This is a genomic window from Paenirhizobium daejeonense (genome assembly GCF_014280875.1).
GTDB classification, from domain to species: Bacteria; Pseudomonadota; Alphaproteobacteria; order Rhizobiales; family Rhizobiaceae; genus Allorhizobium; species Allorhizobium daejeonense.
Window position 1 is genome coordinate 323,945 of the sequence record NZ_JACLAL010000002.1, and the last position, 18,053, is coordinate 341,997.

The window sequence follows — 18,053 nt, forward strand, 5'->3', positions numbered from 1 at the left end:
TTTGTACTCGGCTTATGCCGCCCTTCCGGCGGCAAAATTCAGATGGTCCAGCATGCGCGTTATGCCTTGGCGCAGGTCGATGGACGGGGAGAGCCCGTAGTCGGACTGCAGTTCCGTATCGCCGCAGCGGAAGAAAACCCCTTCCGGCTTATCGGAAAGGCCTGAAACTTTCGGCTCCCATCCAATTTGCCGAGCCACTTCCTCCGCCAGTGCAATGAACGAAGTTGCGACACCCGTCGACAGGTTGAGACTTGCCCCCGACGGCAGCCGATCGACCGTTCGCCAGATAAAATCCACGCAATCCGAGATATGGATGAAGTCGCGGCATTGCCGGCCTGAGCCCCAGACGAACACCTCGTCCTGCCCTCTTTCGCCCATCAGCCGCCTGCAGATCGCCGGAAAGGGATAGGCAAGGTCCTGATCCTCGCCATAGCCGCTGAAGGGCCGGTAAGCGATAGCCCGCCCGCCATATCGCTCGACATAGAGCTTCATCAGGAATTCCCCGGTAAGTTTCGCCCAGCCATAGCTGAGATCGGGAACGCCGATATCCTCGTCGAAAGAGATCATCCCCTCGCTTAGGAGCTTATGCCCGGTAGGCCCTTGCAAGCCGATGGGATAGGCAGCACTTGAGCTGAAGAACACCACGCAGCCCGGTCTGGTCTCCGCCGCCCATTTCCACATCTGCGCATCGATGGAGAGATCTTCCGCCACGCAGAGTGTCTGTGTCTCCAGCATGACCCTTCCGCCCACCATGGCGGCGAGATGATAGATATAGTCGAAACGCTCGGTCGAGCGGGCGAAATATTCGCGGCAATCCTGCTGCACGAAGGTGAAGTTGCCCTTCGGCTGAAGCGGCCAACGTTCAGGGCGGAGCGCTCCCGTGTCGGCAACGAGCGCATCGACACAGACGACATCGAACCCTTCCTCCAGAAGCCTGGAGCAGATGTGCCGCCCAACGAAGCCAGCGCCGCCGGTCACCAAAGCCCTTGCCATACTGTTGCCCCTCTCCGCAAACCCGTTCCCATCTTCAACCTCGGCCTGTCCCATGGACCGGCTGCGAAGCCATGGGCTAGTGAATCAGCCGTACCTTTTCAGGCACGGAGCCGACCTCGGCTTCCTCCACGACTGATGGCTTTGACCTTTGATAGATATCGGTAAGACGCCGGCTCCACTCGTAGCCGTCCGGCGCGATGCGCTTGCCATATTCATAAGCGCCTTCGCTGAGGCGTCGGACAGTTACAACGCTATCCATCATCGCCATCTTTTCGGCCAGCGATGCGGCGTTGCCGCTCTCGAAGACGAGGCCGGCGCCATTGCTTGCGACCTCTTCGGCAATCAACGCATTGCTGCTGACGATCACCGGAATGCCGCTCATCATTGCCTCCGCGGCCACCAGTCCATACGGTTCCGGCATGCGCGAGGGCATGAGGAAGAAGCGCGCTTCGGCAGCAATCCGCTGGACTTCGCTATCCTCCAGCCAGCCGGGCACGTAACAGTTTGGCAGGGCGTCCTGCATTTCCTTGAGCAACGGTCCTTGACCGATCAGCGTGGCGGTGCGGCCGGTCCTATTGAGAGCTTCGGCAAGCGTCCGTACGCCCTTCTCCCAGGTCATGCGACCGAGGAAAAGCGTCCGGTCGTTCTGCCAGGCCCTCACAGGTTCAGCGGTCAGTGGCTTGCAAGGCGTGCGCAACGTGCGGAAATGCTTGAGGCCAGCGCTGCGAAGATAGGGCTCCATGTTTTCATGGGCGAGAATGACCTCCACCCGGTTCCAGAATGTCTGCCCGGCAGAACGCTGCGTCAGCATCCGCCCGACACGCCACAGCTTGTGCATGTAGTTGCGCTTGTCGCAGTTGCTGCAAACACACGCTGTCGACATCGGTTGATAATTGCAGACATCGCCTGTCCTGAAATTCAGGTAACCGCCATTCGGACAGTTGAGGAAGAAATCATGGGCAGTGACGATCACGCGGGCTCGGTGGCGGGCAAGAGCGTGAAAGATGGAGGGCGAGAGGATCTGCGACCAGCCGTGCACGTGAACTACGGTCTCCTCGTCGCCCTCGGCAAGCATATTGTCCAACGCTTCGTAAGCACGGCGATTGTAGTTTCGGTCGATAACATCCCGAAGGCGAACACCATCACGCAAGGGTCGCTCTCCGAGAGAAGTCACCTTCGCTCCGGGAAAACGGGCACGCACGCCCTCTCCATCGTCACCGACAAGGACCGAACAGTCCATCCCCGCGGCTATCCCCGCCTCGATACACTGCATCGCGACCTTTGTCGCACCACCCAGAACTACCGATACATCGTTTACAATAACAAGTCGCATGGCGCCGTGGTCCACCAATAAAGAACCAAACGACGGAGGGTGTGAAATACCCTCAGACTCCCCAGCCGGCCCATCGTTCTCGACGACAATTGACCTACATTTCGGGGTGGTAGTTCAATTTATCCTTTTGAGTTATTGCACTGAATTTTACGACTATATGCCTCGCTGAAAAGAGCCAGTGGAATCAGGATTTCAACCACTGATGAGGGCCAGCCACTCGTCCTCGTCCATGACGGTTACGCCCAGTTCGCGGGCCTTGTCGAGCTTCGACCCGGCACCGGGTCCGGCAACGACATAATCCGTTTTCTTCGATACCGAACCGGCGACCTTGGCCCCCAGACTTTCGGCTCTCGCCTTGGCTTCATCACGGGTAAATTTTTCCAGAGACCCCGTGAAGACCACGGTCTTTCCGGCAACCGGGCTGCCGCTCGTCGTGGGCGCCTCTGCGTCGAGCGGCGTCACTTCCTGAAGAAGGCGCTCGACCACGGTCATGTTGCGCGGTTCCTTGAAGAACTCGATGATAGAAGCAGCAACGACTTCGCCTATACCGTCGATGGCATTGAGCTCGTTCCACGCATCGCCGTGCATAGGTGCGGCCGCTTTCATCCCCTCGGCAAAAGCCGAATAAGACCCGTAGGAGCGGGCGAGAAGCTTGGCGGTGGTCTCGCCGACATGGCGAATACCAAGCGCAAAGATCAGCCGGTGCAGCGCGATCTGCCGGCGCGCGTCGATTGCGTCGAACAACTTGCGCACACTGACTCGACCGAAGCCCTCGATATTCTCGAGCTTCGTCAGGGATGACGACTCCTGCCGACGCTGCAATGTGAAAATGTCGGGCGCGGTCCGGATCTGGATCGCAGGATCCTCGTTCTCGAAGAAGAAATCGACCTGCTTCGTTCCCAGCCCTTCGATGTCGAAGGCATTGCGCGAGACGAAATGCTTGATGTGCTCCTTGGCCTGCGCCGAACAGACGAAACCGCCGGTACAGCGGGTGACCGAATCGAGCTTGCCCGTCTTCTCGTTCAGTTCACGCACTGCGTGACTGCCGCAAACCGGGCATGTCTTCGGGAACACGTAAGGCAGTGCCCCGTTCGGTCTTTTCTCCGGCACGATGTCCAGGACCTGAGGGATAACGTCACCGGCACGCTGGACGATGACCGTGTCGCCGATGCGAATATCGTGATCGTCAGGACGGATGCGCTCACCGGAATTGCCGATGCCCCTGATATAGTCTGCATTGTGTAATGTGGCATTGGTGACGACCACACCGCCGACCGTGATCGGTTCGAGGCGGGCGACCGGCGTCAGCGCGCCGGTGCGTCCGACCTGGATCTCGATATTCTCCACGGTGGTGAAGGCCTGCTCGGCGGGGAATTTGTGGGCCGTCGCCCAACGGGGCGAGCGTGAACGGAAGCCCAGCCGTTCCTGCAGATCGAGCCGGTCGACCTTGTAGACGACCCCGTCGATATCGTAATCAAGATCGGCGCGCATCAAACCGATTTCCCGGTAGTGCGCCAGTATCTCCTCGGTCGAATGCAGGCACTTCATCAGCGGGTTGACCGGAAAGCCCCATTCGCGAAACACCTTTACCATCCCGAACTGCGTGTCCGCCGGTATCGTCGACATTTCGCCCCAGGCATAGGCAAAGAACTTCAGGTTACGGCTCGCAGTTACCTTCGGATCGAGCTGGCGAAGGGAGCCCGAGGCGGTGTTACGTGGATTGACATAGGTCTGCTTTCCCTCGGCCTCCATCTGCGCGTTGAGCGCAAGGAAATCGCTCTTTGCCATGTAGACCTCTCCGCGCACCTCTACGACATCGGGCGCTCCCGCTGGCAACTGGCGTGGAATGTCCTTGATGGTGAGGATGTTGGCTGTGACGTTCTCGCCGGTCGTACCGTCCCCACGTGTCGCAGCGGTCGTCAGCCGGCCGGCCTCGTAACGGATCGACATGGAGAGACCGTCGATCTTCGGTTCGGCCGTGAACGCAATGGAATTGTCCGGCAGCCGACCAAGGAAGCGATAGACGGAAGCCACGAAGTCCGCGACATCCTCGTCGGAAAAGGTATTGTCGAGCGACAGCATCGGCCGTGCATGGACGATCGGCGCGAATGTGGCGAGCGGTGCGGCACCAACCCGCCGGGAAGGACTATCGGCACGCACGAGCGCCGGAAAGCGCGCCTCGATTGCATCGTTGCGCCTCTTCAGCGCATCGTAATCGGCGTCGGAGATCTCCGGCCTATCCTTGCCATGATAAAGAGCATCATGCCTCGAAATCTCGGCGGCGAGCCGCGCCAGTTCGGCGGCGGCCTGCTCCCCGGTCAGATCAGCGACTGCGATGATATCCTCTGCCATGGCCATGCTCCGAATTTAAGAGCTTCCGGTATTAACCGAAATTGACAGAATGGAAAGCGGGCACTCACCCTGCTGAGCGAAGCCCCTCTCCAAACTCCAGCCTCGCCGTCAAAGGCAGGTGGTCGGAGGCAATACGCGCAAGCGGCGTATCGTGAACCGCAAGCTCCGCGATGAGCCCGACACGGTTCGCCATGATCCTGTCGAGGGAGAGCATCGGCAGGCGGGCTGGAAAACTCGGGATAGGCGGAGGCAACGGGCCGAACACCGATTCGAGCCGTGTGAGCGCGGAACCCGGCCCGAGGCGCCATTCGTTGAAATCCCCCATCAACAGGGTCGGGCGCTCTTCCCTTGCCCCCATGATATCGAGAATCACATCCGCTTGCTGCCTGCGCGCCCAGCGCAACAGCCCAAGATGGGCTGCAATGACTCGAAGCCCCTCACCCCGGGCAAGATCGATTTCCGCGACCAATGCACCACGCGGTTCAAGTCCTGGCAGCGCCACCTGATGCACATCGCGCACCATGCCTTCCTTGAACAGCAGTACATTGCCGCGCCAGCCATGCGATTTCGGCTTGGCGAGTACTGGAACCGGCGTCAATCCAGTCTCCAGCCTGAGGCGGGGCAGATCGAGAAGTCCGGATTTCTCCCCGAAACGCTGGTCCGCCTCCTGTAGAGCGATCACATCCGGATCGATCTCGGAGATCACTTCGATGATTCTCTCCGGATCAAAACGGCCGTCCGTGCCGACGCATTTGTGAACATTGTAGGAAGCGACCACCAGCGATCCGTCGCGCTGATCGAAAGGCCGGATTATGGAGCGATTGGCACGGTTCCGGATCGAGGCAAGCATTGTCCTGGCGAGGTTGCCGTTGGTCTTCGTCATCTCGTTTCCATGCCAGTTTCATAAGCACCATTGCGAGTCGCAGCATACTGCGCCGCAAAAGAGATTTCATGGCAGATGCCGAGTAAACCGACGATTTGCCCAATCTCACTGTCGCCTGTCATAGATAGGGCGACCCCAGCCAGAAAACACGGTTGAGGAGGCGAACGGCGAAAGGCCGCGCCTGCAAGGCATCGAAGGACAACATCTCAGCATGATAGAGTGCCGCATCGATCCGCTTATCGATCGCCGCCGCAAAGTCCCTGTCGAACACTTCCATGTCGATCTCAAAATTCAACCGCAGCGAACGGGAGTCGAGATTGGATGAGCCTACGAACGCCCATTGCCCGTCGACCGTCAGAAGCTTTGAATGATCGAACGGCCCCTGTGCATTGTAGATGCGGCAGCCTTCTTTCAGGATCTGCGCGAACTGCGAGGTCATCGCGTGGCTGACGATCGCGAGATTGTTCTGCGACGGCACAACGATTTCGACCACGACACCGCGCCGCGCAGCCGTGAACAGAGCCGCAAGCAGGATGTTGTCCGGCAGGAAATAGGGAGACATGATCCTGATCGACTTTTCCGCGGTCGAAAACGCGCCCATCAGGATCTTGTGATTCGTTTCGATATTGCTGTCGGGGCCGGATACGATGGCGCGAGCGAAGGCCGGACCGCCCTGCACCCCGTCATCCACCGCCACCTGCCAGGCTCTTCCAGTCAGCACCTCGCCGGTCTCGAAATTCAGATCCTCCGCCGCAACAGCGAAAATATCGGCAACGACGGGTCCCGTGACGCGGAAATGAGTATCGCGCGCAGCGTGTTCGCCTTCGAAAGCTGCGCGGATATTCATACCACCCATGAACGCAACCTTGCCGTCGATCACCACGATCTTGCGGTGGGTGCGCAGGTTTGCATAGGGCAGCCGCATACCAACGATGACCTTGCCGTTGAAGGAAGCCACGGGTACGCCGCGATCCTTCAGATAACCTATGATGCTCGGCACACTGTATCGGGCGCCAACGGCATCGACCAGAACCCTAACTTCGACTCCCCGCCGGGCAGCAGCTGCAAGACAATCTGCAACGCGTTTTCCGGCCGGATCCCGGTCGAAAATATAGGTTTCAAGGATCACGCTACGCTCGGCCGCATCGATAGCGGCGCAAATCGCGGCATAGGTCTCGCTGCCCGTATGCAGAATATCGATGCGATTGCCGGACAGGAGTGCGTGATGGCCGACAGTATCTCCGAGCGATTTCAGGGCCGCCATGCGACTGCCGAACTTGTCAGCCACCACCTCGCGCGGAACTCCATATTCCGAGAGCCTTTTCCAAAGCTCCTCGAAACGCCTGCTACGCCGGGAAATCAGGGATTTGCGGCGAACGCGATTGATGCCGGCAACGGCATAGATCAGGGCGCCGATCAACGGCGAAAGAACGATGATGCCGACCCAACCGATAGCCGAGCGGACATCTCGCTTGGTCATGGTCGCATGGACAGCCGCCAGCGTTCCCATCACCAGAGAGAGAATGGCAAGGATTTCAGCCCAGTAGGTTGCGAAGATGCCTGTCATTATATCCCGAAGGAAACAGGTTTCGCCGCTAAAAGCAATCTGCGCCCGCGAGGACCGATCTAGAATAGGTCAACCCTCGCCAGCCAGGAGCTTGGCGGCAGCAGCCCGCGCCTCGTCGGTAATCGAGGCCCCGGCCAGCATACGGGCAATCTCTTCCCGCCGTCGTTCCGGCTCCATCGTTGCAACCCTGGTTGCGATCTTGTCGCCGGCCTCGCCGGAAGGTCCCTTGGAAATCAGCAGATGGGTCGCCGCGCGGGCAGCAACCTGTGGCGCATGCGTGACCGACAGCACCTGCACCTTGACCGAAAGTCGCTTCAGTCGCTGGCCGATGGCATCGGCAACTGCGCCGCCGACCCCCGTATCGATTTCGTCGAAGACCAGCGTGGGAGCCGACCCGCGATCGGCCAACGCAACCTTCAGCGCCAGCAGGAAGCGAGAGAGTTCCCCACCGGAGGCAACCTTCATGATCGGTCCCGGCCGTGTTCCCGGGTTGGTCTGGACATGGAACTCGACGGTATCGATCCCCTCGGCCGCGGCCGCCTGGGGATCGGTTTTCACTTCCACCATGAACCGGGCGCGCTCGAGCTTCAATGCCGGCAGTTCCGCCATCACCGCATCAGAGAGCGCCGAGGCGGCACTGTTACGCTTTCTAGACAGGGACGAGGCAAGCTGGTCGTAATGCTCCCTCGCCACCTCCACGGCCTTCTCCAGCTCGCCCAGCCGCTCCTCGCCTGCATCGAGTTCGGCAAGATCAGCGATCATCTTTTCGGCCAAAGCCGGCAGATCGGCGACAGACACCGAAAACTTGCGGCCGGCCGCCCTAAGGGCAAACAGCCGCTCCTCGACTCGTTCCAGCTCGTTGGGGTCGAATTCGGTACGCCGGAGCGCTGCCTCGACCTCCATCTGCGCGTTGGAAAGGTGATCCAGCGCAGTATCGAGCAGTTGGACAGTCTCCTCCAAGAGGCCGGGAGCCTCATGGCTCTTGCGCTCCAGCCGCCGAACCATCGACGCAATCAGTGGAACGGGCGAAGCATGACCGTTCAGGAATTCGGAGGCTTCCGCTATATCGCTGGCGATGCGCTCGGATTTCTGCATCGCCGTGCGGCGTTCAGCAAGCGCATCTTCCTCACCATCCGTGGGAGCAAGCTTCTCAAGTTCCTCGACGGAGGCTCGCAAATAATCGGCCTCTCGTGCCGCAGCCTCGACACGTGCCCTGTGGGCCTTCAGCCCACGGTCGGCCTCCCGCCAGCGTCGATAGGCGTCGCCCACTGTAACGACTTCATCTGTGAGGCCGGCAAATGCGTCGAGCAGCATCCGATGCGCATCGGTATCGACCAGCGCCCGGTCGTCATGCTGACCGTGGATTTCGACTAGCAATTGCCCTGCCTGCCGCATGAGCTGTACGGAGACCGGCTGATCGTTGATATAGGCTCGAGTTCGCCCGTCGGACGACTGGATTCGCCGGAAGATGAGGTCGCCGTCGTCATCGACGCCGTTTCCGCGCAAGAGCGTCCGAGCCGGATGATCCCCGCCAACGTCGAAGACCGCAGTAACCTGCCCCTTTTCCTCGCCGTGGCGCACGAGCGAGCCATCACCGCGTCCACCGAGGGCGAGCGAGAGGCTGTCGAGCAGGATGGACTTGCCCGCCCCGGTCTCACCGGTCAACACCGAGAGCCCGGCCTCGAAGGCAAGATCCAGCCGCTCGATCAAAACGATATCGCGGATCGACAACTGGACGAGCATGGCTGCCTCATCTCACCTGAATGGCGGGTATATCAGCTCCCGAGCAGGAGCTTCTTGCCGGCGCGGGAAATCCACGAACCTGCGTTTTCACGCGGCTCCAGCCCGTTGCCCTGCAAGAGCTTGTAGGAATCGGCATACCACTGGCTGTCCGGGTAGTTGTGGCCGAGAACAGCCGCAGCAGTCTGCGCTTCCTGCACGACGCCCATCGCATAATAGGCTTCTACGAGGCGCGCGAGCGCTTCCTCGATCTGGTTCGTGTTGGGATACTTCTCGACGACTGTGCGGAAACGGGAAATCGAAGCAAGGTATTCCTTGCGCTCCAGATAGTAACGACCGACCTGCATCTCCTTGCCGGCGAGTTGGTCGCGCGCAAATCGGATCTTGGCCTGGGCATCGTCGACATATTCCGAGTCGGGATATTGATCCACGACCTTCTGCATCGCCTCGATGGTCTTAAACGAGTTTTTCTGGTCCTGCGTGACGCTGGAAATTTGCTTCCAATAGGAAAGACCAACAAGATACTGTGCGTATGCCGCGTCGTCGGACTTCGGATAAAGGTTCAGATAACGGGTACCGCTGGTAATCGCATCGGGATAACGACCCATGCGATATTTCACGAAGGTCCCCATCACCAGCGACTTGCGCGCCGGCTCTGAGAAGGGATGCTGCGCATCGACGGCGTCGAACTTGCGTGACGCCTCCGACATATTGCCTGCCTTCATGTTGGCAAGGCCCTGATTGTAGAGGGTTTCCGGTGGATCCGTGTCAACGCCGAGCTTGGTAATATCGATATCGGGATCGGACTGGCAGGCCGCGAGCATCGCACCGGATACCGTCATCATCACAAAAACGCTGGCAATACGTACGGCTTTCTTCACAACGACCGACCTTACTTGATTCATTCGACAGATCCCGATTGCAGCGCCGTTTGAAAAGCCGTCGCTTTCAAATGGCGTTTCTAGCCACAAAAGCGGCAGGAGAGCAACGCAATGATATCGCTTTAACGCATTTTTGTGGCGATCCGTAAGGAAAACCCGGAATTGGACCGTAACCTTCTGCCCGTTTTGTTAGGACCCGCCGGTTGCGACTTGTCCCGCTCCAGGGAAGAAGCGGGACAATGGAGGCAGGCAATATGCAAATGGAAGGAAAAACGCCCGGAATGCCAGTCCTCAGGCAGACCAGGGAGCAAATTCCGGAACATTGACCGCGACGAATTCACGCGCCCTCGCCTGCTGGCTGCGGGCCGGAGCCTCAACCACCTCGTAAGCGTCGCGATTCTCCAGAAGAGCCTTCAGCGCATTGGCGTTGAGCTTGTGGCCACCACGATAGGACCGATAGCAACCGATGAACTGGGCACCAGCGAGTGCAAGGTCGCCAACGGCATCCAGCGTCTTATGGCGAACGAATTCGTCCGCATAGCGAAGCCCCTCGACGTTGATGACGGTGTTGTCGTCGGAGATGACAACCGAATTCTCCAGCGACGACCCCAGAGCGAAGCCTGCAGCCCAGAGACGCTCGACATCACGCATGAAGCCGAAGGTACGGGCACGCGACAATTCAGTCTTGAATGTTGCCGCCGTCAGGTCGCCCTGCCAGCTCTGCCGACCGATCAGAGGCGAGTCGAAATCGATCTCAACCTCGAACCGCGTTCCGTCATAAGGTCGAAACTCGGCCCAGGAAGCGCCTGCTTCGATCCGGACCGGCTTGATCACTCGAATATAACGGCGCTTGACGCCAAGATTGACCATACCGACTTGCTCGATCGCCTCGATGAAGACTTCGGAGCTGCCGTCCATGATCGGCATTTCAGCGCCGTCGACCTCGATAAGAAGATTGTCCAGACCGAGCGCATAGATGGCCGCCATGACATGTTCGATGGTCGCAACGGAGCGAGCCGGCGACGTCCCCAGCACTGTGCAGAGATCGGTGTTACCCACCTGCGAGGAAACGGCCTTGTATTCGACCTGCGTGCCGTCATCGAACGACCGTACGAAGACGATCCCGGTACCGGCCTCTGCGGGCTGAAGATTGATCGTCACGGACCGCCCGGAATGCACACCGATGCCGGTCAGGCTGAGCGGTGCCGCAATGGTTGTCTGAAATCCGAGCAATGCGATTGCCATGAATACTGCCTCTGTCTGTCAGCCGGTCGCATAGTTGTCGGGATCCGGCCTGTCATTTCCCGGGCCGGCGGCCTTTCGGCGCTCCAGCCGCTGTATTGATCCTCTTCATACGGCGGCCCAATCCACATTCCAAATCACTGTTCGTTTCGGATTGTTACGATCCAACGACTTTGAAAACAAAAGACAATTCGAACGTCCCTGCATGCACCCGTAACAAAGAAAGCCCGGACATTCATCCGGGCTTTCAAAACACTCTGTAAGGCTCGCCTTAATTCGACTGGCGACGCAGGAAGGCAGGGATTTCCAACTCGTCGTCACCGCCATGGGCGGAACGAGCGGCCGGGACCTGACGTCCCTGATCATCAAGCTGCCCGCGACGCGGAGCATAGAGGCTGGCCTCGGCCGAAAGCGGACGACGCTGGGCAGCGGGTGCAGTCGGAGCATGTACGGGAGCTTCGGCAGCGGCTTGTTCGCCTTCCTGGTGGCCGACCAGCGAATTGGTGATTCGCTTCAGCAGGCCCATCGGACCGCGCTCGTCATGGGCTGCAGGAGCCGCGCGCTGGTCCATCTCGGCCCGGACAACAGGTGAGAAGTCCTCGACCTTGGGCATGCGGACCTGCTCAACCGGCTGGCGGGCGACCGGAGCAATCGGCTCATGACGAACCGGAGCGGCTGCCATCGTCTGCGGAGCCGGTGTAGCCATCGGGGCCGACGGGCGGCTCATGACCGGAGCGGCCATCGGTTCTGCCATGCGGGGAGCCGGCGCCGGTGCCGGTGCCGCCTCTGCAACCGGCGTTGCGAACAGACGGCTTGCCGGACGGAATTCCGGTTCGGCAACCGGCTGCTGCACCGGAGCGGCGACAGCCTGGCGGGCAACTGCGATTTCGAGTTCACGCTCCATTTCGGCTTCAGCCGAGCGGATGGTTTCGGCGACCGGGTCAATAACGGTCTTGGGTGCCTGCGCCATTGCAGGCTGATATGCGGCCGGAGCCGAAGCAACGGCCGCGGAAGGACGCATAATGGGCTTCGACAGCGGAGCAGCTTCAAAACCCTTGGAGGCGAGAGCCGCGCGGTCGATTCCGGTGGCAACCACGGACACGCGGATGATGCCTTCAAGCGATTCGTCGAAGGTAGCGCCGAGGATGATGTTGGCATCCGGATCGACTTCTTCGCGGATACGGGTCGCAGCTTCGTCGACTTCGAACAGCGTCAGGTCGCGACCACCGGTGATGGAGATCAGAAGACCCTGAGCACCCTTCATCGAGGTTTCGTCGAGCAGCGGGTTGGCAATGGCGGCTTCAGCAGCCTGCATTGCGCGGCCCTGGCCGGAAGCCTCGCCGGTACCCATCATTGCACGACCCATCTCGCGCATGACCGAGCGGACGTCGGCAAAGTCGAGGTTGATGAGACCTTCCTTCACCATCAGGTCGGTGATGCAGGCAACGCCGGAATAGAGTACCTGGTCGGCCATCGCGAAAGCGTCGGCAAAGGTTGTCTTGTCGTTGGCGATGCGGAAGAGGTTCTGGTTCGGAATGACGATCAGCGTGTCGACCGACTTCTGAAGTTCCTCGATACCGGATTCGGCGAGTCGCATGCGACGGGCGCCTTCGAAGTGGAACGGCTTGGTAACCACGCCGACCGTCAGTATGCCCTTGTTGCGGGCGGCCTGTGCGACGACCGGAGCTGCACCGGTGCCTGTGCCACCGCCCATGCCAGCGGTGACGAAGCACATGTGCGTGCCGTTGAGGTGATCTATGATCTCATCGATGCACTCTTCGGCAGCAGCTCGACCGACTTCCGGCTGAGAGCCGGCGCCGAGGCCTTCCGTGACGTTGACGCCGAGCTGGATGATACGCTCTGCCTTCGTCATGGTCAGCGCCTGGGCATCGGTGTTGGCGACGACGAAATCGACGCCCTCGAGGCCTGCGGTGATCATGTTGTTGACGGCATTGCCGCCGCCGCCTCCAACGCCGAACACTGTGATCCGGGGTTTCAGCTCGGTAATGTCAGGCTTCTGCAGCTTGATGGTCATGGTACCAGTTCCTTCTCTTTCCGGCCGCATCGCCACGCCGGCCATGTCATTTCAACCATTTCGCCCTTCGCCTCGCCCCTGCGCGAACCGACGGACTGAACTCAAAAACTTTCCTTCAACCATTGGCCCATACGGGCGATGCGGCTGTTGCCGTTACCGAACGGCGAGAACAGTCCTGCCTGCCCGGCATGGGTTTCCTGGTCAGCAACTTGCGGATAAATCATCAATCCGACAGCAGTCGAGAAAGCGGGACCCTTGGCCGCGGCGGGAAGGCCGGCGACACCCATCGGGCGCCCGATTCGCACATTGCGGGCAAGGATACGGCGCGCAGCTTCGGGAAGACCCGTCAGCTGGCTTGCGCCACCTGTCAAAACGACTCGCTTGCCAACAACCGGCGAGAAACCCGACTTCTGAATCCGATCGCGAAGGAGTTCAAGTGTCTCTTCGATTCGAGCGAGAATAATCCGCGTCAGCAGCGCCTTCGGCACCTGGGTTGGCTGGTCGCGATCGTCCTCGCCGATCGGCGGAATGGAGATCACGTCACGATCGTCGGCACCGTTCGCAAGCGCAGAACCATGCACCACCTTGAGACGTTCGGCATCCTCGATCCGAGTCGAAAGGCCGCGAGCGACATCGGTCGTCACATGGTGGCCACCGAGCGCGATGGCATCGGTATGGATCAGCTTGCCTTCTGCGAAGACCGAGATTGTCGTCATGCCACCACCCATGTCGATGGCGGCACAACCGAGTTCGACTTCATCATCGACCAGTGCGGCAAGGCCGCTCGCATAGGGCGTCGCAACGACACCTTCGACCGTCAGGTGAGCGCGATTGATACAGAGTTCGAGGTTCCTGAGCGCTGCGCGTTCGGCGGTGACCACGTGCATTTCGGCACCGAGGATATCGCCATACATGCCCAACGGATCGCGAATGCCGCGCTCGCCATCCAGCGAAAAGCCGGTCGGCAACGAATGCAGGACGGCTCGATCGGAGCCCTGGGACTGCTGCCCGGCGGCGACGAGAATCTTGCGCAGATCGCCAGATTCGACCTCCTGTCCGCCAAGGTCGATAGTCGCCGTATAGACGTCCGAACCGATACGTCCGGCAGAAACATTGACTATCAGGCTCTCTACGGTAAGTCCGGCCATACGCTCGGCGGCATCGACCGCGAGACGGACAACGTTTTCGACCGCATCCAGATCAGCGATTACGCCCGATTTAACCCCGCGCGAACGCTGGTGACCGATGCCGATGACCTCGACATTATGAGTACGTCCCGGCAGCACGGAACTTTCCTTGCGCGGCGTCAGCCGACCAATCATGCAGACGACCTTGCTGGAGCCAATATCCAGCACTGACACCACATGACTACGCTTCGAGGAAAGCGGCTTGATGCGCGGGAGACCAAAATGGGAGCTTCCGAACAAACTCATATGCTCTGCCCCGCCTTCTTGAGTGCCTTACGACGTTCTTCGACAGCAACCAGACGACGCTCCTGCGCCTCCGGCGTCAGCTGGACGGTGGTGCGATCGGACAAGCGAAGATCCACAGCAGCGATATCACGGGAAAGGAGTTGCTGATCGGCATCGAGACGCGAGAGCCGCTCGAGCGCGCCAGCCACACCATCCTCCGGAAGCTTAACAACGACGCCATTATCGAGATGGATATCCCAGCGACGACCGGCAACCCGCACATACGCCTTAACGCGCGAAGCGATCTCCGGAAATTTCGCGAATTCCGTTTCGACATCCGAGGCCGCAGTTTCGGCATCCCGCCCTACAAAGAGCGGCAGGCTCGCAAATTTGTTGTCACGCAACGGCGCGATGACGCTACCGGATTTCTCGATCAGAGACAGCTCCGTTCCGTGCTGCCAGATACCATAGGCCTTACGCTCCCGCAGGACCACCTCGACCGTCGAGGGATAAATCTTGCGAACCTCTGCCGATTCGACCCAGGGAAGATCGCTCAACGACTGGCGCGCAGCCGTAATATCGAGACCAAGAAGACTGGTAGAGCCATCGAGACCGAGAAGCTGAAGAATATCGATTTCCGAAGTCTGCTCGTTACCGGTAACCTTGACATCTTCGATCGCGAAACCCGCGAACGAAGTCAGAGCGTGACTGACCGCCGGCCCATGACCACCAATTACAACCCCGTAAACTGCGATCGCGGAGTAGAATCCGACGAACGAAACCTTGCCCGCATGCGCCGGGATCGCGATGCGCCCAGAGCAGAGACTAACGATAAAGCGCACGACACGCCGCAGCGGACGCGGCAAAACCACACCCTCCGCGGAAGCCGCAGAGGCGGGGGCGCCATACGCCGCAAAGTCCTCCGATCTATCGCCCCTCACCGCAAACAAGACGCGTCCTCCACCATCCAACTGACAAATTCACCAAAGCCCATACCAACATGAGCAGCCATTTCAGGCACCAGCGAGGTTGGCGTCATTCCGGGCTGAGTATTAATCTCCAGCCAGACGAGCTCACCATCTTCGGACAAACGATCATCGAAGCGAAAATCCGAACGACTAACCCCTCGGCACCCGATTGCCTGATGCGCCTTAACTGCCAATGATTGTATTTTTTGGTAAATTTTCGGTGAAATTTCTGCAGGAAGTACGTGCCGGGAACCGCCGGCGACATATTTTGAATCATAGTCGTAGAAGCTGTGGCCTTGCGGCACGATTTCCGTGACACCGAGCGCCTTGCCGCCCATGACGCCGCAGGTAAGTTCGCGACCAGCAACATAATGCTCGACCATGACCCGATCGCCATAACGCCATTCACTCGAAAGGAGCGACTGCGGCGGATGAGCCATATCCTCGCGAACGATGACAACACCGAAGCTGGACCCCTCACGAACCGGCTTCACCACATAGGGTGGAGCAATGGGGTGTTCCGTTCCGATATCGAAGCGCATCATCACCTTCGCTTCGGCAACCGGGATACCGGCGTTGGCCGCGACGATCTTGGCCTGAGCCTTGTCCATGGCCAGAGCAGACGCCAGCACACCCGAATGCGTGTAGGGAATCTGCAGGTATTCAAGGACGCCCTGAATGGTACCATCCTCACCGAAGGGACCATGCAGCGCATTGAAGGCGACGTCAGGACGAAGATCGGCGAGCACCTGTCCGATATCACGGTCGACATCGACGCGCGTCACACGATAGCCGACGGCTTCGAGAGCCTCCGCACAGGCAGCCCCGGAAGAAAGGCTAACCGGTCGCTCCGAAGAGAGACCACCCATCAGGACGGCTACATGCTTGCCACTCATCAACGCCCCCGCAGGAAAAATGAAACATACTGACCGACTTGGAGCCGGAAGCGGACTCAGTTGATGACCGCCTCGACCGTTGTCTTAGTAAAACGACATTAAGGTTAATGAAGCGTTTACTTTCGTTAACCAACCGGCCCCGAGCAGCCTCATTTTAACGAAATCCGCCAACGGCTTTCCGCCTGCAACACAGATTTCCCGCAGGCGGCGCTTGCAGCGCCCTGGGAAAACCAAATGCGGCAACCGAATCGGTAACCCGCCGTTTCACAACGGAAATCTATCTCTAATGGCAACTTTATGGCCGCGTCGGACACGCTAGCATTCCATTTCTTGCGAACTTGACGCTTTACAAGAAGGAAAATTGTATTAATGAGCATGCAACCTTTCTGTAGGTTTTGTTAAGAAACTCCCGAACTGGAAACTGTAAATGTCAGACGCGATATCTCCCATATCGCCGACTGCGACCACGTCTTCCGGCAACGCCGCATTGAATTCTCCCGCGCGTGTGCTGATGGCCAGTCTGGTCGGCACGACAATCGAGTTCTTCGATTTTTATGTCTACGCAACGGCGGCCGTGCTGGTCTTCCCAACGCTGTTCTTCCCGAACAACGATCCGACCACCGCGCTGCTCGCATCCTTCGCCACCTTCTCCATCGCTTTCTTTGCCCGCCCGCTCGGCGCCGTGGTCTTCGGCCATTTCGGCGACCGCATCGGCCGCAAGACGACACTGGTCGCAGCTCTTCTGACGATGGGCATCTCTACCGTGGTCATCGGCCTTTTGCCGAGCTACGAGCAGATCGGTGTTGTCGCCCCGCTGCTGCTGGCGTTGTGCCGTTTTGGTCAGGGCTTCGGTCTCGGCGGTGAATGGGGCGGCGCCGTGCTGCTAGCCACCGAAAACGCTCCCGAAGGCAAGCGCAACTGGTACGCCATGTTCCCGCAACTCGGCGCTCCGGTCGGCCTGTTCCTGTCATCCGGCACGTTCTGGCTGCTGCTGCATTTCATCTCCAATGACGCCCTTCTGGCTTGGGGCTGGCGCGTTCCCTTCCTTGCCTCCACCATATTGATCGGGCTTGGCCTTTGGGTCCGCTTCTCAATCAGCGAAACCCCGGCCTTCCAGAAGGCGATCGACACGCAGGAACGCGTGGCGGTTCCCGCTGCGGAGGTGTTCACCAAATACAAGCGCAGCCTCTTCCTCGGCACGTTCGTCGCTCTGGTCACCTTCGTGCTGTTCTACATCGGCACCGCCTGGCTGCTCTCCTACAACGTCAAGGTCCTGCAGATCCCGTTCCTCGATGCCCTGGAGATCCAGATTCTCGGCTCGGTCGTCTTCGGTATCTTCATTCCGATCACCGGCAAGATCGGTGACAAGATCGGCCGCCGCCTGTCGCTGATCCTCATTACCATCCTGATCGGCCTCTTCTCCTTCCTGCTGCCTTCGCTGCTGCAAGGTGGTGAAGGAGGCGTTGCCCTCTTCGCAGTGGTCGCCATGGCGCTGATGGGCATGACCTACGCCCTGATCGGCGCAGCACTGGCCGCGCCGTTCCCGACGAACGTCCGCTACACCGGCGCATCGCTGACCTTCAACTTCGCCGGCATCGTAGGCGCATCGCTCGCGCCTTACATCGCCACCTGGCTGCAGGCCAATTATGGCATGACCGCCGTTGGCTTCTATCTCGGTCTCTCGGCCGTGATTACCCTGATCTGCATCCTGGCGTCGGGCCGCGAAGAAGTCTGACGCGCCGAATCAAAAA

At 59.6% G+C, this 18,053-nt stretch carries 13 protein-coding genes; 1 reads left to right on the top strand and 12 read right to left on the bottom strand.

Annotation, left to right across the window (positions count from 1 at the left end; translation table 11 throughout):
- Window positions 1-12: 12 nt before the first annotated feature.
- From H4I99_RS05190 to H4I99_RS05245, 12 genes are all read right to left on the bottom strand, one after another.
- On the bottom strand, window positions 13-993 hold the full coding sequence (locus tag H4I99_RS05190) for an NAD-dependent epimerase/dehydratase family protein (protein WP_163899755.1): 981 nt from the start codon (window positions 991-993) through the stop codon (window positions 13-15).
- A gap of 76 nt (window positions 994-1,069) precedes the next feature.
- Window positions 1,070-2,326, bottom strand: a complete 1,257-nt coding sequence (locus H4I99_RS05195) for a glycosyltransferase family 4 protein (RefSeq protein ID WP_163899757.1) — start codon at window positions 2,324-2,326, stop codon at window positions 1,070-1,072.
- A gap of 192 nt (window positions 2,327-2,518) precedes the next feature.
- Window positions 2,519-4,678, bottom strand: a complete 2,160-nt coding sequence (gene ligA / locus H4I99_RS05200) for an NAD-dependent DNA ligase LigA (RefSeq protein ID WP_163899759.1) — start codon at window positions 4,676-4,678, stop codon at window positions 2,519-2,521.
- A gap of 64 nt (window positions 4,679-4,742) precedes the next feature.
- Window positions 4,743-5,561 (bottom strand): endonuclease/exonuclease/phosphatase family protein, encoded by an 819-nt coding sequence (locus tag H4I99_RS05205; protein WP_163899761.1) that lies wholly within the window; start codon window positions 5,559-5,561, stop codon window positions 4,743-4,745.
- Window positions 5,562-5,679: 118 nt separating this feature from the next.
- Window positions 5,680-7,128, bottom strand: coding sequence for a cardiolipin synthase (cls, locus tag H4I99_RS05210; protein ID WP_163899762.1), 1,449 nt, complete (start codon window positions 7,126-7,128; stop codon window positions 5,680-5,682).
- Window positions 7,129-7,197: 69 nt separating this feature from the next.
- On the bottom strand, window positions 7,198-8,871 hold the full coding sequence (gene recN / locus H4I99_RS05215; protein WP_163899764.1) for a DNA repair protein RecN: 1,674 nt from the start codon (window positions 8,869-8,871) through the stop codon (window positions 7,198-7,200).
- Window positions 8,872-8,903: 32 nt separating this feature from the next.
- Entirely contained in the window at window positions 8,904-9,713 is an 810-nt protein-coding gene (locus H4I99_RS05220) for an outer membrane protein assembly factor BamD (RefSeq protein ID WP_425314362.1), read from the bottom strand.
- A gap of 327 nt (window positions 9,714-10,040) precedes the next feature.
- A complete protein-coding gene (lpxC, locus tag H4I99_RS05225) occupies window positions 10,041-10,994 on the bottom strand; it encodes a UDP-3-O-acyl-N-acetylglucosamine deacetylase (RefSeq protein WP_163899768.1) in 954 nt (317 codons plus the stop codon).
- Window positions 10,995-11,262: 268 nt separating this feature from the next.
- Window positions 11,263-13,026, bottom strand: a complete 1,764-nt coding sequence (ftsZ, locus tag H4I99_RS05230) for a cell division protein FtsZ (RefSeq protein WP_163899770.1) — start codon at window positions 13,024-13,026, stop codon at window positions 11,263-11,265.
- Window positions 13,027-13,127: 101 nt separating this feature from the next.
- Window positions 13,128-14,459, bottom strand: a complete 1,332-nt coding sequence (gene ftsA, locus H4I99_RS05235; RefSeq protein WP_163899772.1) for a cell division protein FtsA — start codon at window positions 14,457-14,459, stop codon at window positions 13,128-13,130.
- Window positions 14,456-15,388 (bottom strand): cell division protein FtsQ/DivIB, encoded by a 933-nt coding sequence (locus tag H4I99_RS05240; RefSeq protein WP_244624920.1) that lies wholly within the window; start codon window positions 15,386-15,388, stop codon window positions 14,456-14,458. The genes ftsA and H4I99_RS05240 overlap by 4 nt, the downstream gene beginning before the upstream one ends.
- A complete protein-coding gene (locus H4I99_RS05245) occupies window positions 15,376-16,302 on the bottom strand; it encodes a D-alanine--D-alanine ligase (protein WP_163899776.1) in 927 nt (308 codons plus the stop codon). Before H4I99_RS05245 ends, H4I99_RS05240 begins: the two co-directional genes overlap by 13 nt.
- Before the next feature lie 427 nt (window positions 16,303-16,729).
- Between H4I99_RS05245 and H4I99_RS05250 the strand changes: the two genes are divergently transcribed.
- Window positions 16,730-18,037, top strand: a complete 1,308-nt coding sequence (locus H4I99_RS05250; protein WP_163899778.1) for an MFS transporter — start codon at window positions 16,730-16,732, stop codon at window positions 18,035-18,037.
- Window positions 18,038-18,053 lie beyond the last annotated feature (16 nt).

Coding starts and splice junctions, on each gene's coding strand:
- H4I99_RS05195 (WP_163899757.1), bottom strand. CDS start 2,326: ATGCGACTTGTTATTGTAAACGATGTATCGGTAGTTCTGGGTGGTGCG.
- cls (WP_163899762.1), bottom strand. CDS start 7,128: ATGACAGGCATCTTCGCAACCTACTGGGCTGAAATCCTTGCCATTCTC.
- lpxC (WP_163899768.1), bottom strand. CDS start 10,994: ATGGCAATCGCATTGCTCGGATTTCAGACAACCATTGCGGCACCGCTC.
- H4I99_RS05205 (WP_163899761.1), bottom strand. CDS start 5,561: ATGACGAAGACCAACGGCAACCTCGCCAGGACAATGCTTGCCTCGATC.
- ligA (WP_163899759.1), bottom strand. CDS start 4,678: ATGGCAGAGGATATCATCGCAGTCGCTGATCTGACCGGGGAGCAGGCC.
- recN (WP_163899764.1), bottom strand. CDS start 8,871: ATGCTCGTCCAGTTGTCGATCCGCGATATCGTTTTGATCGAGCGGCTG.
- H4I99_RS05220 (WP_425314362.1), bottom strand. CDS start 9,713: ATGATGACGGTATCCGGTGCGATGCTCGCGGCCTGCCAGTCCGATCCC.
- H4I99_RS05190 (WP_163899755.1), bottom strand. CDS start 993: ATGGCAAGGGCTTTGGTGACCGGCGGCGCTGGCTTCGTTGGGCGGCAC.
- ftsA (WP_163899772.1), bottom strand. CDS start 14,459: ATGAGTTTGTTCGGAAGCTCCCATTTTGGTCTCCCGCGCATCAAGCCG.
- H4I99_RS05250 (WP_163899778.1), top strand. CDS start 16,730: ATGTCAGACGCGATATCTCCCATATCGCCGACTGCGACCACGTCTTCC.
- H4I99_RS05245 (WP_163899776.1), bottom strand. CDS start 16,302: ATGAGTGGCAAGCATGTAGCCGTCCTGATGGGTGGTCTCTCTTCGGAG.
- ftsZ (WP_163899770.1), bottom strand. CDS start 13,026: ATGACCATCAAGCTGCAGAAGCCTGACATTACCGAGCTGAAACCCCGG.